The sequence below is a fragment of the uncultured Chitinibacter sp. genome, assembly GCF_945957625.1.
GTDB lineage: Bacteria > Pseudomonadota > Gammaproteobacteria > Burkholderiales > Chitinibacteraceae > Chitinibacter > Chitinibacter tainanensis.
In genome coordinates this window covers 124,965-148,655 of record NZ_CAMFLP010000009.1, presented here as the reverse complement: position 1 = coordinate 148,655, position 23,691 = coordinate 124,965, and the positions used below count along the sequence as shown (strand labels likewise).

The following is a 23,691-nucleotide window of genomic DNA, read 5'->3' as shown; positions in this document are numbered from 1 at the left end:
GGTGGCGCTGCGCAAGTGGATACGGGCGTGTATATGGATCTTGCGCCAGGTCGATGAAGGTGTATACGATGAAGCCCTGAGGACGAACAGGAGACCTTCACGATGCTGACAGATGCCCAGTGCCGAGCCGCCAAGCCTAGAGAAGGTATCTACCGCCTCAATGACTACAAGGGGCTGTACCTAGAAATCAAACCCAACGGCATCAAGGCTTGGCGCTATCGCTTCAAGCTCAATGACAAGGCCTCGTGGTTCGCACTTGGCGACTACCCCAGCGTGACGCTCGGCGAGGCTAGAGAGAAGTGCGAGGCAGCGCGGAAGCTGGTCAGGGAAGGCATCAATCCCGTCCAGAATCGCCAGATCGAACGCATCAAGCGCGAGCAAGACTCAGCGAACACATTCGAGGCCATCGCCAAAGAATGGCTGGCCCTGAAAGATTGGGAAGAAGTGACCAAGAAGCGGAGACTCGACATGCTGGAGCGCGTGGTCTTCCCGTCGATTGGCAAGCTGCCGGTACGTCAGATCACTCCAGCCCATGTCCTCGACATTCTCAACAAGACGGTCAAGCGGGGTGCCCCCACCGTAGCGGCCGAAGCCAAGCGCACCATGTCTGGCGTGTTCGAGCATGCAGTCGCGACTCTACGGGCGGACACTGACCCCGTTTGGCCGGTTCGCAAAGCCCTGCCGCCCAACAAGACGCAACACAAGCGCGCCCTCAGCACGGAGGAAGTCGGCCAGTTGCTAAACGACTTTGATGGACACGGTGGCAACTTCCAGACCATCAAGGCCTTTCAGCTGATGTGGCTGACGCTCAGCCGCCCGAATGAATCCGTCCAAGCAGAATGGGCCGAGTTCGACCTTGAGAAGGCGCTTTGGACCATTCCTGCACGTCGTATGAAGGCGCGGCGAGAGCACATCATTCCGCTACCGACTCAGGCGGTCGAACTTCTCAAGGCCATGCATCCGATCACGGGGCACACGAAGTTCGTTTTTCCGAACCGTGACGACCGCCAGCGCCCCATGGCCGACGCAGCCCTGCGGCAGGCGCTCAAGAAGCTCGGCTGGGCCACCAAGTACAGCCCGCATGGCACGCGCACCACGGGCAGCACTCGGCTCAATGAAATGGGCTATCGGCCCGATGCCATTGAGGCCCAGCTTGCACATGCGGAGCCGAACAGTGTTCGGCGCACATACAACCATGCTACCTACCTGGACGAGCGACGAGTCATGATGCAAGACTGGGCGGATAAACTGGACGGGTGGAAGACCCACGCACGGAAGGATGCCAACTAGCGCTCAGCGCTGCTTCATGATCGCCAGGAGACGGTGAGAGTTTTCGCTCAGCAGAGTTGCCGCTTCCTGGGTGGAGACACCCCATGCTTGTCCAAGGTGCCAGGCGGTGAGGTCAGCGCTCCAGGGCGGAACTGGCTTGTCATCGATCCGTGCAAATGGGCCGTCACTTTCGGGAACAACAAAGTGCCGCGGTAGCTTTGCCGCCAAAGCCCGGCCACTACTCGATGCAAATGCGGCTGGCCCGATGCTGAACCAGCAGCCTCGCTCTTCCGCAGCTCGCAGCTCCTTTACCGTCCCTGTGAACCAGTGCATTACTGCGGTCCCAAACCCGGCATGTCGATCCAAAATAGCCAATACGTCATTCACAGCTTGGCGTGAATGAATACTGAGCACACGACCGCCCAGTGCTGAGCTACGTTCAATGATGGCCTCAAAAAGGCTGCGCTGAACATCGTAGCTCTTGCTATACCGAGACGAGCCATCAAGGCCGACTTCGCCAATGGCTGCGACATCGCGGATTTGCGTCAACAGAAGGTCAAGCTCGCCAGCACGCTCGTGCGCAATCTCTGGATGAAGTCCTGGGGTGACAAGTACATTCGCTGCGCCCGTGAGCACACGCGCAGTCGCAACAAAGGCCTTTGGGCTGGTAGTCACCAGCCATGTGAACTCATTCTTCTGCGCAGCTTCCTTGAATACCTCGCGAGCGTTCGGATAGAGGTCAAGGTGGCAGTGGAAATCCATCACAGTACGCCATCCCTCTGTAGCAAGGCTTCAAGCTCATTCAGCCCATTAGCAAGTACGTTCCTGTATGCCAATCTGGCAGCGGGCTCGGCAAATGCCAGAGAGGCCCCCAAGAACCGGTCCAAGCCCTTCTGCCGGGCCGTGAGTACGGCAAGGGCTGCAGCCATCGCGTCATCAGGTCCACTAGCCTTGTTCGCGTCTGCCAACGAGCGGTGTACGTACTCGGTTGTATCGCGGGCAGGGTCCCAGGCGATAAAAGCGGCTTTGCGAATCATGCAAGGAACACACCGGCCGCAGTGCTTTCGGTTGTAGGTGCGAAAACGGCCGCAACTCGTGGAGTCCGCCGCCAACTGCTGAAGCAGAGGCTGGTTGAGACACTCGTTGAGCATCTGGCCTTTGGTTTTGAACTGATAGGGAAGTTCAAGCCGAACAGGCACATCCAATCCGTCCAACACGCTCTGCAACATTGCGATGAACTGCGGATGCGTGGTCCGGGTGCTCAAACTAGAGACGCGTCCTGGCACCAATGGCGGATTGATGCAAATGAATCCATTTTCTGGAACAAACACCTGGACAGGATCGGCGGCAACCCGCGAGGCAGCCAGCACCGCGAACGCGTAAAAGGCCAGAGACCGAGCGCGCGTTGAAGTCTCACGTTGGCCGCTAAAGCTGATGCCATGGCTCCATTGCCAGTGAGACCCCACCCCGCCAAGCTGCGCTGCGTAATTCCTCTGACGCTGAGAATCCTCATGGGCCAGCTGCGACACAAACATCGGACGGCGACCTTGTGCAACGAGGTCTATCCCCCCGATGAGGCTATCGAGGCCGCCTGATAGCAGGGACACGCAGTCGTGCGCAGTCACGACGGGCCTGCCATCCGGTGGCGCTGCTCCGCCAGCTACGAAATGGAGCTTCCAGTAGTCGCCAGTGAGAACCTTGAGAAGTGCTTCAAGTTGTTCTTGGAAAGGCAGCCAGCGCAGTGGCTCATGCAGGCCGACAGTGAGCTCAATCACGCGCGTCCAGCCATCCGCACTCGTGCTTCGAAGACAGGCCAAGTCGGCGGCGCAAACTGCTAGGCAGAACTGAACGAAGTCCCAGACCTGAGCGCTCGGTGCGAACCCGCGCCGCTTCAACGAACCTCGCCATCCTTTCGCGATGGTGCCAACCCCAGGGCGTCGGGCGCTCTTGAAGTAGGTAAATGCGAGTTCTCCAGCATCGAGGCGCGCAGGCAAGAAGTCAGGTGTTGTACATAGAACTTTCATTCGACAAATACCTCAAGGGTTGAGGCCAAGACTTCACTGGCAAGTCGTTGATGGTCAATCCCGCGTGGTCCTTGTCGGTCAAGAACCACCTTGACTTGCGCGTTGACATATTCCTTGATGTCGTTCCGATACAGCTGGATTTGCCGCGCGTCGAACTTAAGCTTCTCGTATGTTTGACCCAGTTGCAGGTCAACGCGATTACATAGGTCGTTGGCGACGATGTAGCCGATGAGGTCGCCGATTTGTGCATCTGTCAGATTGAAGATGTCGACTTCAGGGGCTACCTCGTACAGCTGACCAAGCGCTTCTGCCGCAGCGTTCCGAATGGATTCTTCGTCGACACTTCCTGTGTTCGGAAGAACTTCTTTGACCACCTCCAGGACGAGGTCGTTTGCTGAAAGGTTCTGGGCGCGAACCCGCTGGACCCAGTCGACAACTCGTGGGTCCGTGGCATCCCGTGCGGACGCAAGAAATTGCCCCAGTTGGCCGGCCCCCTGAGCCGTCGCTCTCATGGTGGCCGCTGCTCGTCGCGGGCCGCCCATTCCCTTGCTGACCATGCTCTTGGTCGCACTGCGCAGAGCTTCGCGCCCCCCGCCACCAAGGAATGCCGACATGCCAGAACGGGCTGGAGCAAAGCGGCGGTCAGGCGCTAGCGCAGGCCCGGTCACATCACCTTCTTCACCGCCAGCCGCGTCGCCCTGCCCGTCAGCGTTGGCGTCGTTGGCATCAGCCGGAGGAGGGCCTTCGCCATCACCAGGCGCAGGGCTGTCTCCGCCATTGCCGCCTTCGGGCGGCGAGAGCCACTCAGGATCAAAGGGGGAGCGGGAGCCGCCACCTTTGCTTGATGTTGACGTTCCCATCAGCGCGCTCCTTTCCTGGCTTGTTCAATGGCTTGCTTGACCGGTCTGGAAGCATCACCGGAGGCATGCCACTGATCGAGCACAGGACGAGCCCACGTCTGCTCATACAGGAGAGGCACGAGCCCTGGGCCGACCTCCTTGATGGGCGCCTGGGCCAGCAAAGCGGCGGCCTTTGCACCAAGGTCAGGAAAGATCTTGGAGATTTCCAGCAATGACACAACGTCTTCGGTTTGCCGCCAGTTTCGCTTTGGTGACTTCAGCTGCCACACCTTGGCCATTACAGCGTCAGCCTGATTCACTCCAGCTGCTCGAATTGCCTGTGTCAGCGGCTCATTTGCGCTGGTCGCCACCATCAGCGCATCCCGCAAGGCACGGCCTTCGGTCGTCAAACTGTCGTCACCGAAGTCCCGCATCGCGGAGTCCCTGCTCAGGTGGAGCAATGGGCGCAAGTCCATTTCGCCAAGTGCAGGCTCCAGCCCAAGCCATTCCTTATGGAAAAACTCATCCTTGAATGGCTCAGGTAAGGCCACCCCCTCTCGGGCAGACTGCTCAGCCACTCGAATGCCATCGACGCGCCCTTCCGTCGCGGAAGTCACTCGGCCTGCAAGCGCGTTTGCCAAGGCTTCGTCGCAGCGCTCCAAGAGGTGCCATTTGGCCAAGGCCTTGAGGTCCAATTCAATCCCCTGAGGCTTGGCTAGGGCTGACCGGAGAAAGACCGTGTTGAGGAATCGCTTCATCAGGCGCGGATTGGCGTTTACCTTGCTCGAACTCGTGAGCAGCGGTGCCAACCCCTCGGCCAATTCCATCAGCTCGACCAAGTGAGCGTTCTGAGGATTGATGAGGGCCTTCAAAAATTCCAGCGTCACCGCATCACCGCGCCAACTGGTCTTGAGGCGTTCAGCGACGGCCTGAACCGCGCGAGTGAACTGACCATCGACGAACTGGCCGTCAGCAACGGCCCGCTCCAGCAGCAACAACGCCAGGTAGGCCTTTGCCTCGTTCACCCCTAGCCTTGGCACATGCAGCGGGACCTGGATAAGCTTGTCGAAGTAGTTCGTCGCAACCTCATCGCTGATGCCTGTCCCCGCAAAGTGAACTCGTACAGCGCCTCGAATGAACTCGTTGTCGGCAGCAACAACAAACGCGCTGCGCTTCAGGAACAGCAGCAGGCGAATGGACTCCAGTGTCGAAATGGCCGTCTGCGGGAGACAGCGGTCAAGGTCGTCCACGAACACAACAAGGGTGATCTTCAGCTCTTCCAGAAGCTCCTCAAGCGCATCTCGAAATGCCTGAATTTCGCCTGGCAGAGAGACCGGCTCTGCAGGCTTCAGTAAGCCCAAATCCTCATCCTTCTCGGCCTTGTCGTCAGCGGCCTCTCCCTGTTCGTCGCCAAAGCCAAACTTTGCGAGCGTGCGTCCAATCAAGCCAATAGGAATGCCTGTGGCGATCGTTGCTGCCGCCTCGCCCCCGAGTTGAACGATTCGCAGCAGATTGATGCGTTGAAGAAGCCTTTTGGCTTTCTTCAACAGCCCTTCGTCGGCGGAAGCTCGGCGCAACACTTCATCACCGACCATTTGAAGAAGAGCACTACGTGCGCCTTCAAAGTCCTGGTAAAGCCAAGGATTGAAGGTGACCACCACGTACGTATTCTTGTCGGGGTCTGCGTCGACGTTCAGCCGTGACGCGACCATGCGTACCAATGAGGACTTTCCGACGCCCCAGCCGCCCGATACGCCAATCGAAATGGGTTGTCCGTTCGCCTGCTGCAGAAGCTTTGCGCAGGCATCCGCAACAACGCCGAAATTCAAGTAGTCCGTGGTTGTTTCGTTGTCATGCCACATGTGCTCCCCCCTGAAAATCGAGTGCTTATAGTTGCCCGCCTACACCCTTGAACTTCTCAACAAAGGCAGCGATCTTCTGGAAGACAGTCTGCTTCTTGGTCAGAAATTGCGGGTTCAATGGGCTCATCTTGGGCAGAACCGCGTTGAGCTCCGTGCCGTTCTCGCTGGCGAACTCACGCTTGAGTGAGGTGGTGATGTATCGCTTGGCGGCCTCAGCGTTGAGGCTCTCGGAGGTGATCAACTCCTGCGCTTCGCGCTGCTGCTCCGCTTGAGCAAACTTGAAGAACGCATCGATCACGCTGGCTTTGTCACCGATCTGGTCCAAATCGGTCTGGTTGATGAAGTCCACCACCAGACTTTCTTTCGCGCGGTTGCCCAGGCTGGCGCGAATCACACGGCGCACTTCATCCACCAGTTCCGACTTGCTCTTGGTCTTCTTGTTGTGCTCGAAGATCAGTTCGAGGATGTAGTCCAGGTTGATTTCCTGCGACTTCAACAAGTCCACCTCAAAGACCACGTCATCCCAGTCAATGGTGGACTTCTCTTTCTCGGCCCCAGCCTTCTCACGGCGTAGCCAGTCGCGCACGTCGTTGTAGGTCGAGCGATAGTCCTGAACCTTCCGCTCGGGCGGGAGCGTGATGGCTTGCAGCGCGGTCAGATCTTCGTCGCTGAGGTAGTGCTTGGCCTTGAATGCCTCAACTGCGGCAGGGTCGGCCAGATCGACGCTTTGCAACTCCTTCAAGCTGGCAAATTCGTCATAGTTCTGCAGCACGTTCTCGACGCGCAGGTACTCGCCGAACAGCTTGGCGAAGGCCTTCTTGTCCGACTCCTTTTCAATGGCAGCAGGATTGGGGAAGCGTGCTTCCAGTTCCTGCACCACATCCATGAAGCCCCGCCGCGCCTCACCGGTGGCCGCATCGGTGAAGCCTTCCATGTACTCCTTGTAGCTCTTCTCCAGCACCACATTCTTGGTGTTCTTGTCACCGAACAGGGTGATGGCATCGATGGTCGCCTGTTCCAGGTCGCGGAAGGTGACGATGTTGCCGAAGGTCTTGGTGGCGTCGAAGATGCGGTTGGTACGCGAGTAAGCTTGCATCAGGCCGTGGTAGCGCAGGTTCTTGTCGACAAACAGCGTGTTGAGCGTCGGGGCATCAAAGCCGGTCAGGAACATGCCCACCACGATCAGCAGGTCGATCTCCTTGGCCTTCACCTGTTTGGCCAGATCGCGGTAGTAGTTCTGGAAGCCATTGCTGTCCACGCTGAAATTGGTCTTGAACAGCGCGTTGTAGTCATTGATGGCCGCGCTCAGGAACTCCTTGGCACTGCTGTTCATGGCGGACACGTCAAAGCTCTCGTCCTGGATGTCGCCAATTGCATCTTGCTCTTCGTTGGCGGCGAACGAGAAGATGGTCGCCACTTTCAGCGGCTTGTCGCTGCTCTTCTGCAAGTCCCTGAAGCACTCGTAGTACAGCTTGGCAGCATCCACGCTGCTGACGGCAAACATGGCGTTGAAGCCCTTGTTGCCCGCATGCAAGCGGTGGGTCTTCTGCCGGAAGTTGTTCAGGATGTACTGGGTGATTTCGCGGATGCGATCCGGGTGCAGCAGGGCTTGCTTGTTCTCGGCTGCGCTCAGCTTCTTCTCGTCCTGCTCGGTCTCGATGGCCTTGAACTGCGGACGAACGTCGTTGTAGTCCACCTTGAACTTCAAGACTTTCTCGTCGCGGATCGCATCAGTGATCACGTACGAGTGCAGCTCACGGCCAAACACGCTGGCCGTGGTCTCAGCGCCCAATGCGTTCTCAGGGAAGATAGGCGTGCCGGTGAAGCCGAACTGGCAGAACTTCTTGAACTTCTTCTTCAGGTTCTTCTGGGCTTCGCCAAACTGACTACGGTGGCACTCATCGAAGATGAAGACCACCTGCTTGCCGTAGATGGGCAAGTCAGCCTCGCTCTTCATCAGGTTGTTGAGCTTCTGGATGGTGGTGACGACGATCTTGTTGTCGTCCTTCTCCAGATTGCGCTTCAGGCCAGCGGTGCTGTCCGAGCCATTCACGCTGTCCGGCGAAAAGCGTTGGTACTCCTTCATGGTCTGGTAGTCCAGATCCTTGCGGTCCACCACGAAGAACACCTTGTCGATAAAGTCCAGCTCCGTGGCCAGGCGCGCAGCCTTGAAGCTGGTCAACGTCTTGCCGCTGCCGGTGGTGTGCCAGATGAAGCCGCCGCTTTCCGTCTTGCTCCAGTTTTTGGCCTGATGGCTGCTGTTGATCTTCCACAGAATGCGTTCCGTGGCCGCGATCTGGTAGGGCCGCATCACCAGCAGCGTGTTGCTGACGTCGAACACTGAGTAATGCAGCAGCACGTTCAGCAGCGTGTGCTTCTGGAAGAAGGTGGCCGTGAAGTCCTTCAGGTCCTTGATCAGCGTGTTGTCCGCCTTCGCCCAATTCATGGTGAAGTCGAAACTGTTCTTGTTGCGCTGCGTGGTGTTCGCAAAGTAGCGGCTGTCGGTGCCGTTGGAGATCACAAACAGCTGCAGGAACTTGAACAGGGACTGCTCGCTGTTGAAGCTCTCCTTGCTGTAGCGGTGTACCTGGTTGAAGGCCTCGCGGATCGCCACGCCGCGCTTCTTCAGCTCTACTTGTACCAGTGGCAATCCGTTGACCAGGATGGTCACGTCGTAGCGGTTGGCGTGCGCGCCCGTCTGCTCGAACTGCTTGATCACCTGCACTTTGTTGCGGGTAACGTTCTTCTTGTCCAGCAGGTAAATGTTCTGGATGCGCCCGTCGTCAAAGACGAAGTCGTGGATGTAGTCGTCGTGGATCTTGCGGGTCTTCTCGACGATGCCATCACTGGGCTTGTCCAGCCAAGATTCGACGAAGCGCAGCCACTCACCATCGGTGAACTGCACGGCGTTGAGTGCCTGCAGTTGCGCTCGCACGTTGGCCAGCAGGTCAACAGGGGTCTTGATGAACTGAGCGAACTCGTAGCCCTGATTGACCAGATCTTGGATCAGTTCACGCTCTAGATCGCTTTCGCTCTGGTAGCTCTCCGCGACCTTCCACTCCCGTGTGTACTGGTCGAGGACGATGAAGCTCTTGGACTCGGCGATGGGGCTGTATTCGATCATGCCGTTTCATCCTTCCTGAATCGGTGCTGCTCAACAATGTGCCTAACCAATCTTGCTAGGAGCACCTTTTCTTCCGGCTCCAGTGTTTGCACCTCGTCAGCCGCATGCTTCGAATGGCTTGAGAAATTGACAATTCTTTTTGCATTCGGATTTGGCAGGCCATCATCAGTTCGCGGAAGTAGTTGCTCCCACCTCTTATATCCGAGAAATGTCGCCGTTTTTTCCAGGATGTTCCTTAGAAGGTTAAAGTGATATTTTTCGACCTGGCCACTCTGTATTGCCTCTTCGAGCTTGGACAGCAGATGAAGGTGATAGGAAAACGGGGAATCGTTTGGCTGATCGACCAGATCAACGCTGCCGTCTTCATTTTTCTCGAGGCGAGACTTGCTAAACCACTTTGATTTCCAGTTGTAGCGCTCAGTCTTGTCGTCACTTCCAAATTCGTTGCAAAGGATGTTGTAGAAAACAGGGCTGTGCGTTGTGATGATGAACTTGATTTTTGATTCGTTTGACTTAATAAGTTGCGCCAGATCGACGGCCAAATGGATCAAATGATTGTCATCCAATGAACTGACCGGATCGTCAATAATGACAAACTCCAGATTATCGAACGGTGTTTCCTCTGGAAAGTCTGGTTGAACATCATTGAGCGTGAATATTGCCAGTTCGAGAAGTGTATAGAAAACGCTCCAAATGAAGTTACTCTCTTCACCCTTCGAAATTTTCAACCGCTCAGCCTGTGCGGCGTTGCCGCCCTCTAGAGAAAACGTTACTTCTGAAAACGCCTTAACAAGGACCTCTTCGCCTTTCTCATCTGTGTACTTGTATTCTTCGTTGAACCGCGGCGTGAGCTTGTCGCTTGTATAGCGTTGAAAATTAGCAACGATGTTCTGATCTTGGCCCTGCTCCTCCAGCACCCAGCGTGTGAAAGAGTTCGGCCTGATCAATAGCCTCGGCTTCGCGTCTAAGGTCAAGTCGTTGTCCCAGAAGAACAAGTCTTCGGTGAATGCACTGTAATAGAGGACCCTCTTGCTTGATAACTCAGAGGAGTGTTCGTCTTCATTGCCTGCTATAGGCGGCAGCAGCTTCTTCAATTCCCGCGAAAGGCGCGTTTTGCCAGTTCCATTGAAGGCGTAGATGAGCTGGACCTTTGGCAAAGGCTTTGCCTCTTCTATGATCTTCGTCGTTTCTGGGACCGTTCTTTGAACGAGCTTCGGCGTGCTCAGTTGCCGAGCGATTTCTTCGAGCGTCTTTCCCATGTTACGCCTCTACCTCAACAGGCTTGGGGAAGCTCAGCAGCAAGTCGCGGTAGTAAGCGTATTGCTTTTGGCGCAATTCAATTTCGCGCGGCAAGCCTTCGGTGATGGAGTTCGTCAGAGCGTCGAATTTATCGAGGATGGCGACGATACGTTTCTGCTCTTCAACCGAAGGAACGGGTATTTCCAACTGAACTAGGTCAGACTTATTAACGGCAGGCACCCCGCCTTCTTTTTTCAATCCCAACAGAAGTTCGCTTCGGGATTGAAGAAAGTAGAAAAGGTATTTGTTGATCAGAACAGCCTTGTCTGTTGATTGCAGCTTGTAGCACAAAGGCCCCAACCAGAATGGCTTCTTTTGGTAGCCCACAAAACCAATCCCTCCCTGGCCCCGCGAAGGGGTTGTGACGGTGTCGCCTTCACAGTTACTTTCTGCGCTATATCCCGATCTGGATGTCCCTGCGTTGATGTAATCAATGCTTGTCGCGTTTTCAAGAATTTCAGATGGTTTCGACCCGGTGTTTACTTCAACCAGTCCCCCCAGCGTCTTCCACTCCACCTCCCCTTCTTCAAAACTCAACAACTGGTCGCGATAGTGGTTGTACTGTTTTCTCCGGGCGGTCAGTTCGGCGGTCAGTTCGGCGGTCATGGCAGTAAATGCGTCCAGAATGCGCACGATTTCGGCCTGGATTTCCAACGATTTTTTGGGGTTGTCTGGGCAGGGGATGGGGAGCTTATATTCGAGTATCTTTGCTTTGTCGCCACGAGGCATTTTTGCCCCTTTGGCGTGCTGCATGTTGTAGGTGAAAAAATTCTCATCGGTAAGCACCTGGTGCAAATAACCAGAGCTCAACGATTCATGAGTGGGACGGACAACAAGCACATCGCCATTTGTGCCGCCAGACTGATTGGCGAGCCAAATCTTCTTCAAATAAGGGCGAATATTTCCGATCAAGATATCACCTGGGCGATATTCAATCAGGCGCCCCTCAGTGGGAACATAAGTTGAGTTGGCTTTTCCTGCCCTGTTCTGGAGAAGGTTATCAACGCCTACATAGTTTTTTTCATCTATCCCAGTACAGTCGATGCGCACGTCAGAGTACTTGGCTACATCCCCCAGTGCCGTCCACTCCACGGCAACACCGTCCAGCAACTTTTCCAAGAAGTCCACGCTGCTCATGCCTCCTGCTCCTCGCCTTCAATCTCTGCGACTATGGCATCAATATCCTTGCGCAGCTGATCGATCCTGGCGACTGTAGTTTTCAACTCGGCGTTGAGCTGGGCGATGTCCACCACTTCGCGGTTATCTTTGGCTTCCACATAGCTGCTAACCGACAGGTTATATTCCTTGGCAACTACGTCCTCTAACTGCACCGACTTGGCAAAGTGATCGACGTTTTCCTTGCTGTCGAACACGGCCATGATTTGCTCGATATGCGAATCCAGCAGCACGTTGTTGTTGGTTTCTTTCTTGAACAGGCCACTGGCATCGATGAACTGGGTGGTCGTGTCTTTCTTGTTCTTCGCCAGCACCAGAATGTTCACCGCGATGGTGGTGCCAAAGAACAGGTTGGGGGCAAGGGAAATCACGGTTTCGACGTAGTTGTTATCCACCAGATACTGGCGAATCCTCTGCTCGGCCCCACCCCGGTAAAAGATGCCGGGGAAGCAGACAATCGCAGCGCGGCCTTTGCTGGACAGGTAGCTCAGTGCGTGCAGTACAAAGGCAAAGTCGGCCTTGGATTTGGGCGCGAGCACACCGGCCGGGGCAAAGCGATCGTCGTTGATCAGCGTGGGGTCGTCGCTGCCTACCCATTTCACCGAGTACGGCGGGTTGGAAACGATGGCATCAAAGGGCTTGTCGTCGCCAAAATGCGGCTCGATCAGGGTGTTGCCGAGCTGGATGTTGAACTTGTCATAGTTCACGTTGTGCAAGAACATGTTCATCCGCGCCAGGTTGTACGTGGTGTGGTTGATTTCTTGCCCGAAGAAGCCGTCTTCGATGATGTGGGCGTCGAAGTGCTTTTTGGCCTGCAGCAACAGTGAGCCGGAGCCACAGGCGGGGTCATAAATCTTGTTGACGCTGGTTTGCTTGTGCATCGCAAGCTGTGCGATCAGCTTGGACACATGCTGCGGCGTGAAGAACTCGCCGCCCGACTTGCCCGCGTTCGCTGCGTAGTTGGAGATCAGGAATTCGTAGGCATCGCCGAATAGATCAATGCGACTGGCGTCGAAGCCGCCGAAGTCCAGCTCCGCCACGCGTTTGAGCACTTTGGACAGACGATCGTTCTTGTCTTTGACGGTGTTGCCCAGACGATTGCTGGTGGTATCGAAATCAGCAAACAGGCCTTTGATGTCGCGCTCGGAGGGGTAGCCGTTGGCGGAGGCTTCGATGGCGGCAAAGATGTTGGCCAGATCGGTGTTCAGGCTCTCATTGGTGTTGGCGTTGGCTGCGATGTTCACGAACAGTTGGCTGGGGTAGATGAAGTAGCCCTTGGTCTTGATGGCGTCATCTTTGGCAGCCGCGATGTTCGGATCACTGTCTGCCATGGCGGCGTAATTGACGGAAGGGTCGCCGCCGGTGATGTAGTCGATGAAGTTCTCGCTGATGAAGCGATAGAACAGGGTGCCCAGTACGTATTGCTTGAAGTCCCAGCCATCGACGGCACCGCGGACGTCATTGGCGATGGCCCAGATCTGGCGCTGTAGGGCTACGCGTTGTTCATTGCTTGTCATTTTAAAGTCCAGTTTTGATTCGTTGAGCCCTGCTCAGGCGCGATGCTTGAGCAGGAGTAAATGGGTTGTTACGGCAATAGGGCCGCGTTCTATCTCCCGGCCTTCTTCGCCTTGGGTCGATAGAAATCCTTGATTCTTCAGGCGGTCACCAACATATCGCCCGGCTTCTATCGCCCATCTATCGGCGATAGAGCACAGATTGTCCGATAGGCTGTTCATGCCACCGCCCAGTACCGCCGCCAGCGCTTGTCACCCTCAAAGCGGACGTCCCCGCGCTCGATCAGCTCTTCCAGTGCGCGCTTGACTTGCTTGGGATGGATTTCGCCGCCGATTCGCTGGTGGATGTCACTGATGGCCGACCTGGGGTAGCGCTGCAGGTCTTCCAAGACCAGCGCGGCCAGGCGGTGTGGCTCAATGCGTTTGAGGGTGGTCTCGCCGGTGAACTGGAGGCTGCGCAGCAGGCTGGGGTCAACAAAGTAGCGTGTTGCCTGGGTACGCCCGGCGCTTTGCACCAACTGCCAATCCAGCAGGCGTTTGAGCCAGGGCTGCAATGCTTCAACCGATGGCAGCTCAAGCGACGTTGCCAGCTCGCGTGCCGTCAGGGCATCGTGCTGCGCCAACAGGCCCAATGCGATCCTCTCGCGCTGCGTGAGCTGATAGGTCTGGTCTGCCTTCGCAATGAAGTCGATCACCTCAGGCTTGAGAATGCGGCGGCGCACTGTCACCTGCACACGCTCGTGAGTCTCGATCAACTCTGGAGCCGGGCGGCCTTGTGAAAGCAGCACCTCGAAGATCTTGTCGAACCCGCTACCTTCCCGCTCCATCAGCTTCAAGTCATGGAACAGGCGTGCCAGGTGTTCGTTGCGGCGTACCGTAGTGTGGAGCACGTTCTGCGGCGAGACGCCCAGAGGTAGCGGTCCAGGGTTGACCACTTCCAGCCGGTCTGGATGCAGGTTCAAAAAAATGTCACCGCGCTGGGTGTAGGGACGATGTACCAACGCGTTGACCAACAATTCGCGCACCACGATTTCATCAAAGGCAGGCACGTTCTGGCGGTACAGGCCATCGGGCAGCTCGTAGCGCTCGCGGAAGTCAGGCACCTCCTGCCAGACCGCTTCGATCAACTCCATCGGGCTTTGCATGTGGTCGTCCCACACCAGCTTGTTGACCTTCTGCCCGTGCTCGTCGTACTTGATGAACTGGATGACCGGAGCGGTAGTCAGTTGCGCGCGATGATGCTGGCGACCGAGACTGAGCACGCCCAGATTGGTGAGGTTCGGTCCTTGTGCGAGCTGATAGTGATCGAGCAGTTCGTCGTCAGACTTCTCCTTCACGGAAGGCTTAACGCGATCCGATGCACGCAAGGCTGCAAGCAGCTTGTCGCGTTTGGCGACATCGATCTCAGCACGTGAAACGTGCAAGGTGGTTTGCGTTTCCCACGGCAATGCGGAACGCTCACTGGCGAGGCGCATCACGTCATCGCCCGTCACGGGCTTGCTTTGGTCGGCTACGCGCAAGAAGTAGCGGCCGTCCGTGGTAGATGCAACTGCCATGGCGCGCGGAATTCGCAATTCGATGTATTGGCCGCCATTCGGGGCGATGGTGACATCCGGCAGCACCGTCACGTTAACGGTGCGCTCCGCCAGCTTGCGACGTAGTGTGTCTGGCAGGTCTGGAGAGACACGCTGATCGGCGGGAGGCTCGCTCTGGCCATCCTCGATCCCCAGCAGCAGGCGGCCACCGGTTGCATTAGCAAAGGCAATGCAATCCTTAGCGATTTCGTTCCAGTCCGCAGTCTTGCCGGTCACGGCCCGCAAGGACTTCTGGTCAAGGAGTTGTCCTTCCAAGCTCACGCGTCACCTTCCCCTGCTGGATTCATTTTTGTTCGCTCCCATCGCCCGATTCTTCATCGGCACCTCCCGCTCGCACCCACTCATCCACTTCGGACAGCTGAAACTTCCACAGCCGCCCGACACGATGCGCGGGAAGCCCTTTGCGTTCCCTCCAGCGATAAACGGTGTCCTTGGCAACACCCAGGTGCTGGGCAACGTCTTCGGCAGTAACCCAAGGTTCAATGCTCATGTCGATGGCGCTCTGCCTGCATTAGTGAAAGTCGTTGAGGATCGTTTTAAGTCTACCAGCAGAGCGCTCGCAAAGCACCCTTTCGCTATTGAGTCACGCTGCAGAGAAGTTGGCGTAGGGACACTCGATTCAGGTGGTGGGTGGCTCACTCGAACCGTACTTGGCCTCCAGCACTAGGACCCGTGCTTCCCTTGCCTCCAGTTCATCCATCAATGCCTTCGCTTCGAGCATCGTCTTCTGTGCAAAGGCGCGAAGCTGGCGATCACGTTCGCCTGTCCCACGTGTGATCTCACGCGCCCGCTGAAGCAACGCGGCCTGCGCGGGCAACCCAAACTTCACTCGCGTCCACTGAGCACGACTCATGCGCTGCCGGCCCGGCCCCAAACGAGCGAGTCCAGACGGCCCGGCAACGTGCTCCCAGAAGCGGTCCTGAAATGCGCGCATCGCAGTGTTGTAGGCAAGGCGTTGCTCCTTGGGTGTTTGAGCGCCCTTTGCCGCGCGGAAGCCGGGGTGCAAGTCCTTGACGTTGCCCCCGTCAGGGTTGACAACATAAAAATGCAAGTGCGGGTGCGCCTCATCGGTGTGCTCGACCACAGTACGCAAGTGCTCACCGAATTCGATTTGCAGCCACTCCAAGGTGCTTTGCTTCCAGTAGCTGTACTCAATGCCGCCACGTGGATACGACGCTACGCCAGCCAGCAAGACGGACGCATCCTTTCGCAAACGGCGACCAGCTGCGTCAGTGCTGCGCGCATGAATGGCGCCAACCTCGGCTTCCAGCTCGGCCAGGCTGGGACCATGCAGCAGGTTGGGTGGCCTCGGTCTCGGCACATGCAAGCAGGCTTGCGGCTCGCGGCTGGCCTCAGCAATCACGTCGCGCACAGCCCATTTACGGTCTGCTCCCCGCGAGGTTTTCTTCGGTGAATGCAGCGAATAGACAGCGATGTGAACAAACTGGATGCCGCCTGTGATCATGGCGTACCGTCGCTGAAAACATAGTGACCGACTATATTTATCGCCGCTGCCGCAGCAATAAATGTCGGCCAGGGGAAAATCCCCTGGACCCCGCCGTCAAATGTGTGAACAGTGTGTTGAAACTGTGCGAACCAATGGGCGAAACTGTGTGAACAACTGGCCGATTTGATGTCCACCCTTGTGTTAACAGTGTGGCAACCATGTGGGGGCACTGTGGCGCATATTGTGTAATCAGTGTGTGAATTGCCCACGACGCCTCCGCTGATTACCAAAAACTTGCACGAGTAGACCGTCATCCGCCAGGCCATTCAGCAATTCCGGTGCGGCCAAATGGACTGGAGTTGATGGGACTTGCCGCAGCCTGTCGATGACAGCATCGAATGAAAGTCGGGCCACATACTCGCGGAGCACGAAGCCGGTGTCCGTATATTCGATCAACGTGGTCTGATCAAGCGCAATGAGACAAAGCCGCATGCATCGGTCATTGCCGAGCGCAGGTTGCTGTACACATTCAATATTGACCCTGCCCGTCGCCACGGTGCAGGTTTGCATCCATCCCCAGCCAGCCCATTTGTCATTCGCCACGACATCCCGCCAAGCGAATAGGGCCTCCAAATTCTTGTCGGTCACGGTATTCCTCCTGTTATCGTTGACGTTCGTACCTTTCGGGTGAGTTGATCTCGCATTCTCTGGAACTCTTCTCTGCCCGTAGAGCTTCCGTTTTCAGGCTTATCGGCCGCCCTCACTGGGGCCGGTTTTGCCGCGTTTTCTACCGCCTGCTGCCGTCTAATAATTAGGCGAAGATCTCTTCGCAGCTCTGACCCAGCCGACAAGCTGAACTTGCCCTCGCGAGCCCTCCGCAGCAGGGAGGCCAGGAATTGGGGGACAGTCTTCCGGATGCTGTTTTGGCGCTTGCATTCGAGAACTTCTGCCAAGACATCCAGTGCTACGGAGGTGGAGAGACCCGTGCATTGATCCCTCGTTCTTTGGGGTTCGAGTGATAGCTTTTGGCACAACCACAACCAGCACTCTTCGTCCCCCTCGTCAACGATCAAGGCCGCCGACTCGTCAGTGTCAGGAGGCGTGTCCTCTGGCCAGGTAGTGGTTGTCTTTGATGAATCCAATGTTTCTACAAATACAGTGTTTGTAGCCCCTTGATCGCCCTGAACTGGCTGATCCAGAACTGGCTCTTCCACACGTGGGTTTTCAAGGTGTGGAGCCCATTCCACAATCGGCTCGTCACTGACAATCCATCTGGATTGAATGAACCGCCCCGATGCCGAACGGTCGCGGACGATTCGCATGTAGTTCAGGCTCTCAAGCTGCTGGATGGCTGTTCGCATGGCCGTCTCTCCCTCCTTGCGTGCAGCGCACAGGCCTTCGAGGCTGATGCGATATCCCGGCGGCAGGGACAACAAGTGCACGATCACCCCCAGTGCTTTCAGACTGAGGTGTTCGTTGCGGATCAGCGAGTTCGGAATCTGGGTGAAATTCCCCGCATGGCGACGCCGAACGATCAGCAACTGAGAGGCGTTCATGGGCGTCTCCACTGACCTTCATGATCAGCGGTCCACCCGTGCAGTTGCGGCTTGCAGGGCGATCCAAGCCTCGACCTCCTCGGCCAAAAAACCAATGGCCGCGTTGCGGGAGCCAGAGTTACCCAATCGAATAGGGCGTGGAAAAGTTGGGTCTGTTCTCGTCCTGCGCCAGATGGTGACGCGGTTCATGCCCAGTTGGGTTTCGAGATCGGAGTATCGAAGGATGCGTGCAGTCATGGGTTCGCTCTCGTTGTTACATGCAATGAGCGAATTCTTGATCCATGCAGGCGGGAATGTCGACAAGGGCAATTTGCCGGCAATTGGCAGCAAATGGATACCAATAATAAGAATTTGCATGCCTTGTCAGAAAATCGAGATGCGATATTTCTAACAGCGACGCAGCCTTGAATGATGGAGTTCTGCAGACCTAACGAATGACTGCACTTCTTCTGAGCAACGCACCGAAGTGGCTGGGCGATAGAAGAAAAGAGCGAAGCTCGGATTGCCCATCAACCCCATCGGGAATGAGATGCCAAACCCGCGAAACTGACTCAAACATCAAAAAAATGCATCGTCATTTTTAGAGCTGTAAAAGTTCTTTATTTGACAATGGGTTGCGCCACCCGCGCGAATGGCGGGGCGCAAAGTCGGATCTGATGGAAAAAATTATTCGCGTGTTGCAGATGCGCGACAATTAGTCTCGCCGTGCTGCGACTTTCCCGTTTTCAATCCATGCCGCAATGATTGTCGGATCAACTCCAAGACGAATTGCAGAGCGAAGTGCCTGTTCCAATTTTTGCCATCCACCTCTTCCGCTGCTGTTTATTGCAACCGTCATTGCATCGGTATTGCTCAGTCGAAACAGCAAGCCATCCAGTAACTCGTCATCCCCAATTTCACATGCTGCTTGCTCCGCCAAGGTCAACAAGGCCTCACGCGTTGCTGGCAGTTGATCTATGGGAAGAGAAGAAAGCGGTTCTGGCAGCGTGATCACCCGACGCGGTTGGATTAGATCGACCAAGTCACTTGCTTCAGCAATGCCTGGTGTCAACTCGACACGAACGAGCGTTTCGCCGATCTGCAAAAACCGCGTCTTGGTGAGGCCCGGCTGGCAATCCTGGTAGAGGACGGCTGCTTCGGCTCTGACGAGAGCCTTCAGCACCTGCTTTAGATCATCCAACGCGCCAAAGTCACGCCACCTGTGAAGCATGTCTGCACGTAGCTGTTGCCCTTCGATGCCCAGGTGGTAGAGCAACGCAGCCACTCTCGGAGCCGATATGACTTGCTCCTTACCCCGTAGCCAAACGGAGAGATTTGCTGAACGAATACCAGTGGCCGCACCTACCGAGTTCAGCGTATCGCCGCGCAGGTGCATGAGTGCGGCTGCTATAGCACGCAGTTGTTCGGCCTGAAGGGTCGGCATACGGCACCTACATTGTTCTAACAGTAAATCACTATAACAAGGCGACCATTGCCCAGCCAAGGCTTGGCATGCTCCGTTTGCTACGTTATAGTAATTTATAGTTAGCTGGAGCGCACCATGTCCGACCTGCAACGAAAGTACCGGCCCATGCGACGCCGAGAGTACCAAGAGGCCATCGAAGAGCTGAAGCGACTACACCCATGGCTGGCGAAGCAGGTGTTTCAGCCCGCCCCAGGCCATCTCGCCGTGGTCACCGAGTTGATCGATCAATGCGAGCGGTTGATGCATCGCAGTGACTACCAACGCCGTCCGCTGTTCTGTGTCACTGCCACCAGGGAGAAGCTGGCTGTCCGAGTCGAGGTCTCCGATGCCAGCATCCAGCGGGAGCGCGCCTTGCTCGACGTGGTGGAACAGGCTCGGCACGCCGCCCAGCAGTGCTGCCCTGTGTGCGGCGCTCCGGTTTTCGGTGGCGATGCCAATGCCCCCCAAGGTGCTCGGTGCCCTGCGCACGAGCAAGTGGTCGGACTGTTCGCAGAGGACATCCAGCGTTTCAAGAGAGCTGCGAAGGCCTTGGAGTTGGCGGATGCCGAGCGTGGGAGCAGCACTACTGATCGCGATGCACCCAGTCGCACCGAAGCCACCAAGAAAGACCTGCCCGACAGCCCGGTCCCCGCACGCGATAGCAGCGGCACTACGATTGACGACAAGCACGCGCCGTTGATCACCTTTCTGGACGCTGCCGGTCTCAAGCAATTTGTTGACCGCCATCGCGCGAAGGCAGACGAAAAGTTCAAGCGTGCCCAGCAGATCGCGGAGCGCATCCGGGCGGCCGGCCATGAGCGGCGCACGCTCGGCATGCTGCCCGACGAGTGGGACCTTCTGATCGAAGAGTTCACCCAGGCCTTCCCGAACTTCAGCGAGCTGGGCGAGATGCTGCACGATCACTTTGCCCTCAATGCGATGGGCGATGGCCGCGTTGCCTGGTCGCCGCTGCTGCTGGTCGGGCCTGCGGGCATCGGCAAAACAGAAGCGGCTCGCTGGCTGGCCGAAAGGCTGGCCTTGCCCTTCCGTGTGTTCGACATGGCGAGCGCCCAATCCGGTTCGCCACTGGCTGGGTCAGAAGCCTTCTGGAGCAATTCCGAGCCGGGCCTCCTGTTCGAGCTGCTTGCCTACCAGCCAAAGGCCAACCCCGTCGTGGTCTTAGATGAGCTGGACAAGACCGAGCAGGTGCGCCAATACGACCCATTGGCGGCGCTGTACACCCTTCTTGAGCGCCGCAGCGCACGGTCCTTCACGGACCTCTCTATCCGTGATTTCGCCATTGATGCCAGCCACATCAACTGGATCGCGACGGCAAACAGCGTGAATGGCATCCCGAGCCCATTGCTGTCGCGGCTCACGGTGCTGCATGTCCATGCGCCTACACCCGATCAGGTTGCACGCATCGCCCAGAACATCTACGGACGGATGCGGGCAGAAGCCACTTGGGGCTCTGCCTTCGTACCCCGTCTCGACGAGGCCGTTTTGGCGAAGTTGAAGTCTCTGCCGCCTCGAAGTCTGGGCCTGGTGCTGCGACGGGCGCTTGGGCATGCGGCACGGGATCAGCGCGATCACATCACGCCCACCGACCTACAGCTAATTTCAGACGGCGGCAAGCGTGGAATCGGCTTCACCGCTGACCTGACCGTGCAGCAGTAGCAAGCACTCGAATCCGCCCCAATCGAGGAGAAACCATCAATGCACCACAACCTGCAAATCAAGTTCCAGTTTCACTCCCCAAGCAGCTCATTCAACGACGTAGCTGGCAGCATCGTGATCGACATGGTGCGCAACGGGGAACACGAGTACACGCTGAACCTCCCTACCGGCGATATCCGTGTCTGGCGAAGGTCACTCACCACGGCATTCCCCAGTATCGACTGGCGTAGTCATCGCCACTTAACTGCGACGATGCGCGGGGTGGACAAGCTGCTCGAACTCCACCAGAAAGTCTGTACGTTGGCCGCAGGTAGCGGGAGTGGTTGGATTCCAGTCGTCAAAGCGGGAGCAGGCCCATCGGACAAGAGCTGCAAGGTCCGGGTGAGCGATGTCGTCTACCGTGTCAACGCCGACTACGATGAGCACGAAATCGAACGGCGAGTCCATACCTTGACGATTCCTGCCAACCAACTGCGTGAATCAGACGGGCAGCTCTACGCTCCACGTTGGCTGTTGATGCGGACCATTCATGAGCGCGTACTGGATCGCAAACGGTGGCCCCATGACATCGAACATGGGCAATTTCTTGATGCCGATATGCTGTGGGCGGAACTGTTCGCACCGCTGCAGCTTGCCCTAGAGCAGCAGGAGGCTGTAGCGCTTGAGCGAAAACGGCAAAGGAAGGCGTGGGATGCCACATATGCCAGAGCCATCAAGGGCGATCAAGGCAGACCTGAGGGCGAAGAGGCGGCTACTCACAAGGAATGACGATGCGTTTGTCCCCGCATTTCTGATCTCTCCGCGCCTGTACCCCGTTATCGTAATTACGGTAACTACGATAACGGGCGTGTGCCGATCAGTTTCTGAGATGTGCCTGCCCGCATGTATGGCAAAACCACGTGTTCTGCCACTGGCGCTTCGCGGCACCGTAGGCCTTAGCCTGGGCGTGCCAGCCCTTCATCAGCAGCCAGCCCAGTGCAATGAGCCCCAAGCCAACTGCGGCTTGCTTCCAGTTGTAGATAAGCAGCGCCCAGAAGGACATGCCGACGCGGCAACCCCGCTCGAAAAGGTCGCACACCGTCGCAGCGTGATAGACCGTCGCTCCACCCAGCCCAAACGCAATGATGAACGGCATCGGTGACGGCGGTGCAGGCGGGGCGCAGTGCTGAGCCAACACCGTGAACTGAGAGCCCTGGCTGCTGCCTTGAACGAACTGCCCATCTGAAGTGACCGCCGTGTGTGAAGCTTGGAAATGCTGCGTACCGCCCGCATGCACAACGGCCACTGGCTGGATGTGCGTGCTACCGCAACTCGGGCATTGCATTGCCATGATCAGCCCTCCGAGCCTTCGGTGTTGACGGTACAGGTCAGCGTGGCCTCGCCGCCCTCCATGCCCGCCGACAACACGCCGGCCTTGGTCAAACGGCCATAGGTCTTGCCGTCCTTGCCCAGCTTCAACGAGCCTGATTTCGCAATCTGCTGGACCGTGAGGCCGGGCAAGTAGCTGCGGTAGGTTTGCTCACCCCCGTCACGTGACACCGCTACCTTGCGGACGATGAACCCATAGACCTTGACGGGCTCGGCGAGCGTGACCGGCGTGACGCCTTGATCGGGATTCCATCCCGAGTGCTTGAGCAGCGACTCAGCCAGTTCAAATCGTGGACCGATGACAGTGCAGCTCAACGCCTGTTCGAGCTGCGCCTTGGTCTTGGCGTCCACGGGCTGCGACGCTCCGTTGCTGGAGGCAGGAGGCACGGTTGGCTTGATGACCGCGTTGGCGTCATACCCTACCAACCAGAGATTGGTCGGTGCGCCCGGCTGCCATCCGGTGTCGAGCACCAGTTGCTGGATAAACCCCTGGAAGGCGAGCTGCTGCCGCTCGCTGATCGGCTGCCGGTCGGGGATGGCCAGCATGGGCGGCTTGGGGCCAACAGTGCGGACATTGCCGCTGTGCTCGACCGCCATCTGCTGCATGAAGAGGTGCAGGTTGGCGGCGTTGTTGACCGCGTACCCCACCGACTGTCCCCAGCACACCGAAAAGGCGGGTACGGCTTCGGACTTGGTCTTGCTCCACCAGATGGTGGCCGTACCGATCCAGCAGTCACTACGGGACCAGTCCGTGACCGTGACAGCCGCGCGGGGGAAGTAGGTCTTGGGAGTTCCGTCGAAAGGGTGCTTGCTGAAGAGGCCTGCCAGCGCTGTTGCACGGATGCCAGGAGCGCCGGGCGGCGCGATTTGGTCTGGCTTTGCTTGATTGGCAACAACTGCTGGGTGACCCTCGGTAGCAGGAGGCGGTGCTGCGTTGCCTTGGCTGGCCTTGGACACGCCACCCAAAGAGAGGTGAACCTTGGTCGAGCCGTCAGCCTGCGGCTGTGTCGTGACACAGCCGGTCACGGTCATCACAACGGCCAGCCCGGCCAGCATCCGAAAGCAGAGTCCACTCATCCATCAGCTCCCTTTGATCCCAAGTTGAGCTTATTATGAAGACTATATTCTACATTGTCGAATATAATCCGTGGATTAAAGGTCTCATGACGCCCATGCTCGTGGTTGATGGGACGAGACTACGAGCAAGTGCGTCAGGACTTGGCGCGCAACATGAAAGACTTCCGGGGCAAGCGTGGCTTGTCGCAGGAGGCGCTCGCCCTGAGCGCGGATGTGGATCGCACCTACGTGAGTCAGATCGAGCGCGCTGTGGGCAACCCGTCCCTGCTGGTCCTGTGCAAGCTGGGCGCGATCCTGGAGACCGACGTGCTCGATCTCTTGGCGGAGCAGACCAAGTGAACACGGGTGAGGTCACCCGAATGGGGATGTCCGCAAAAAATGTATACGGAAGTGACTACGGAATGAGCCAAACCGCGCTGA

21 protein-coding genes are annotated in these 23,691 nt (G+C 57.2%); 4 read left to right on the top strand and 17 right to left on the bottom strand.

The genetic code is table 11. The annotated features are described in order from the left end of the window. Positions 1–102: 102 nt before the first annotated feature. Positions 103–1,290: a tyrosine-type recombinase/integrase gene (locus QV747_RS11695; RefSeq protein WP_273432367.1), complete on the top strand. Its 1,188-nt coding sequence runs from the start codon at positions 103–105 to the stop codon at positions 1,288–1,290. 3 nt (positions 1,291–1,293) lie between these two features. Here the strand turns inward: QV747_RS11695 and qatD are convergent, their stop codons facing one another. From qatD to QV747_RS11620, 15 genes are all read right to left on the bottom strand, one after another. Further along, positions 1,294–2,031: a Qat anti-phage system TatD family nuclease QatD gene (gene qatD, locus QV747_RS11690; protein ID WP_273432369.1), complete on the bottom strand. Its 738-nt coding sequence runs from the start codon at positions 2,029–2,031 to the stop codon at positions 1,294–1,296. Next, positions 2,031–3,293 carry a Qat anti-phage system QueC-like protein QatC gene (qatC, locus tag QV747_RS11685; RefSeq protein WP_273432371.1) on the bottom strand — a complete coding sequence of 421 codons (1,263 nt, stop codon included), beginning with the start codon at positions 3,291–3,293 and terminating at the stop codon, positions 2,031–2,033. Before qatC ends, qatD begins: the two co-directional genes overlap by 1 nt. Then, the gene (locus QV747_RS11680) at positions 3,290–4,153 is read right to left on the bottom strand and encodes a hypothetical protein (RefSeq protein ID WP_110389831.1); all 864 of its coding nucleotides are present in this window, start codon (positions 4,151–4,153) and stop codon (positions 3,290–3,292) included. Before QV747_RS11680 ends, qatC begins: the two co-directional genes overlap by 4 nt. Further along, the gene (locus QV747_RS11675; protein WP_273432374.1) at positions 4,153–5,994 is read right to left on the bottom strand and encodes a P-loop NTPase fold protein; all 1,842 of its coding nucleotides are present in this window, start codon (positions 5,992–5,994) and stop codon (positions 4,153–4,155) included. The genes QV747_RS11680 and QV747_RS11675 overlap by 1 nt, the downstream gene beginning before the upstream one ends. 25 nt (positions 5,995–6,019) lie before the next feature. Beyond that, positions 6,020–9,118: a type I restriction endonuclease subunit R gene (locus tag QV747_RS11670; RefSeq protein ID WP_273432376.1), complete on the bottom strand. Its 3,099-nt coding sequence runs from the start codon at positions 9,116–9,118 to the stop codon at positions 6,020–6,022. Then, on the bottom strand, positions 9,115–10,377 hold the full coding sequence (locus tag QV747_RS11665; protein WP_273432377.1) for an AAA family ATPase: 1,263 nt from the start codon (positions 10,375–10,377) through the stop codon (positions 9,115–9,117). Before QV747_RS11665 ends, QV747_RS11670 begins: the two co-directional genes overlap by 4 nt. Before the next feature lies 1 nt (position 10,378). Continuing rightward, positions 10,379–11,554, bottom strand: coding sequence for a restriction endonuclease subunit S (locus QV747_RS11660; RefSeq protein ID WP_273432379.1), 1,176 nt, complete (start codon positions 11,552–11,554; stop codon positions 10,379–10,381). Beyond that, complete coding sequence (locus QV747_RS11655) at positions 11,551–13,110, bottom strand: type I restriction-modification system subunit M (protein WP_273432381.1); 1,560 nt, start codon at positions 13,108–13,110, stop codon at positions 11,551–11,553. Before QV747_RS11655 ends, QV747_RS11660 begins: the two co-directional genes overlap by 4 nt. A 215-nt stretch (positions 13,111–13,325) precedes the next feature. Next, positions 13,326–14,957, bottom strand: coding sequence for an ATP-binding protein (locus tag QV747_RS11650; RefSeq protein WP_273432383.1), 1,632 nt, complete (start codon positions 14,955–14,957; stop codon positions 13,326–13,328). A 28-nt stretch (positions 14,958–14,985) separates the two neighbouring features. Then, positions 14,986–15,192, bottom strand: coding sequence for a helix-turn-helix domain-containing protein (locus tag QV747_RS11645; RefSeq protein WP_239910064.1), 207 nt, complete (start codon positions 15,190–15,192; stop codon positions 14,986–14,988). Positions 15,193–15,321: 129 nt separating this feature from the next. Further along, positions 15,322–16,167, bottom strand: coding sequence for a hypothetical protein (locus tag QV747_RS11640; protein ID WP_273432385.1), 846 nt, complete (start codon positions 16,165–16,167; stop codon positions 15,322–15,324). 231 nt (positions 16,168–16,398) lie between these two features. Continuing rightward, positions 16,399–16,797: a hypothetical protein gene (locus tag QV747_RS11635; RefSeq protein WP_150646091.1), complete on the bottom strand. Its 399-nt coding sequence runs from the start codon at positions 16,795–16,797 to the stop codon at positions 16,399–16,401. Next, positions 16,794–17,705 (bottom strand): hypothetical protein, encoded by a 912-nt coding sequence (locus QV747_RS11630; RefSeq protein ID WP_273432388.1) that lies wholly within the window; start codon positions 17,703–17,705, stop codon positions 16,794–16,796. Before QV747_RS11630 ends, QV747_RS11635 begins: the two co-directional genes overlap by 4 nt. Positions 17,706–17,729: 24 nt before the next feature. Further along, on the bottom strand, positions 17,730–18,062 hold the full coding sequence (locus tag QV747_RS11625; RefSeq protein WP_273432390.1) for an AlpA family transcriptional regulator: 333 nt from the start codon (positions 18,060–18,062) through the stop codon (positions 17,730–17,732). 337 nt (positions 18,063–18,399) lie between these two features. Next, a complete protein-coding gene (locus tag QV747_RS11620) occupies positions 18,400–19,128 on the bottom strand; it encodes a hypothetical protein (protein ID WP_273432392.1) in 729 nt (242 codons plus the stop codon). 117 nt (positions 19,129–19,245) lie between these two features. Here QV747_RS11620 and QV747_RS11615 point away from each other — a divergent pair, with 117 nt between their 5' ends. Together QV747_RS11615 and QV747_RS11610 are read left to right on the top strand one after the other, a co-directional pair. Beyond that, positions 19,246–20,826, top strand: a complete 1,581-nt coding sequence (locus tag QV747_RS11615; protein ID WP_273432394.1) for an AAA family ATPase — start codon at positions 19,246–19,248, stop codon at positions 20,824–20,826. 39 nt (positions 20,827–20,865) lie between these two features. Next, entirely contained in the window at positions 20,866–21,594 is a 729-nt protein-coding gene (locus QV747_RS11610) for a hypothetical protein (protein ID WP_273432396.1), read from the top strand. An 88-nt stretch (positions 21,595–21,682) separates the two neighbouring features. Here QV747_RS11610 and QV747_RS11605 read toward each other — a convergent pair whose 3' ends face one another. Together QV747_RS11605 and QV747_RS11600 are read right to left on the bottom strand one after the other, a co-directional pair. Next, positions 21,683–22,156, bottom strand: a complete 474-nt coding sequence (locus QV747_RS11605) for a hypothetical protein (RefSeq protein WP_273432398.1) — start codon at positions 22,154–22,156, stop codon at positions 21,683–21,685. A gap of 2 nt (positions 22,157–22,158) precedes the next feature. Next, positions 22,159–23,271: a hypothetical protein gene (locus QV747_RS11600; protein WP_273432400.1), complete on the bottom strand. Its 1,113-nt coding sequence runs from the start codon at positions 23,269–23,271 to the stop codon at positions 22,159–22,161. Between the two features lie 108 nt (positions 23,272–23,379). Between QV747_RS11600 and QV747_RS11595 the strand changes: the two genes are divergently transcribed. Further along, positions 23,380–23,610 carry a helix-turn-helix domain-containing protein gene (locus tag QV747_RS11595; RefSeq protein ID WP_103524200.1) on the top strand — a complete coding sequence of 77 codons (231 nt, stop codon included), beginning with the start codon at positions 23,380–23,382 and terminating at the stop codon, positions 23,608–23,610. Positions 23,611–23,691 lie beyond the last annotated feature (81 nt).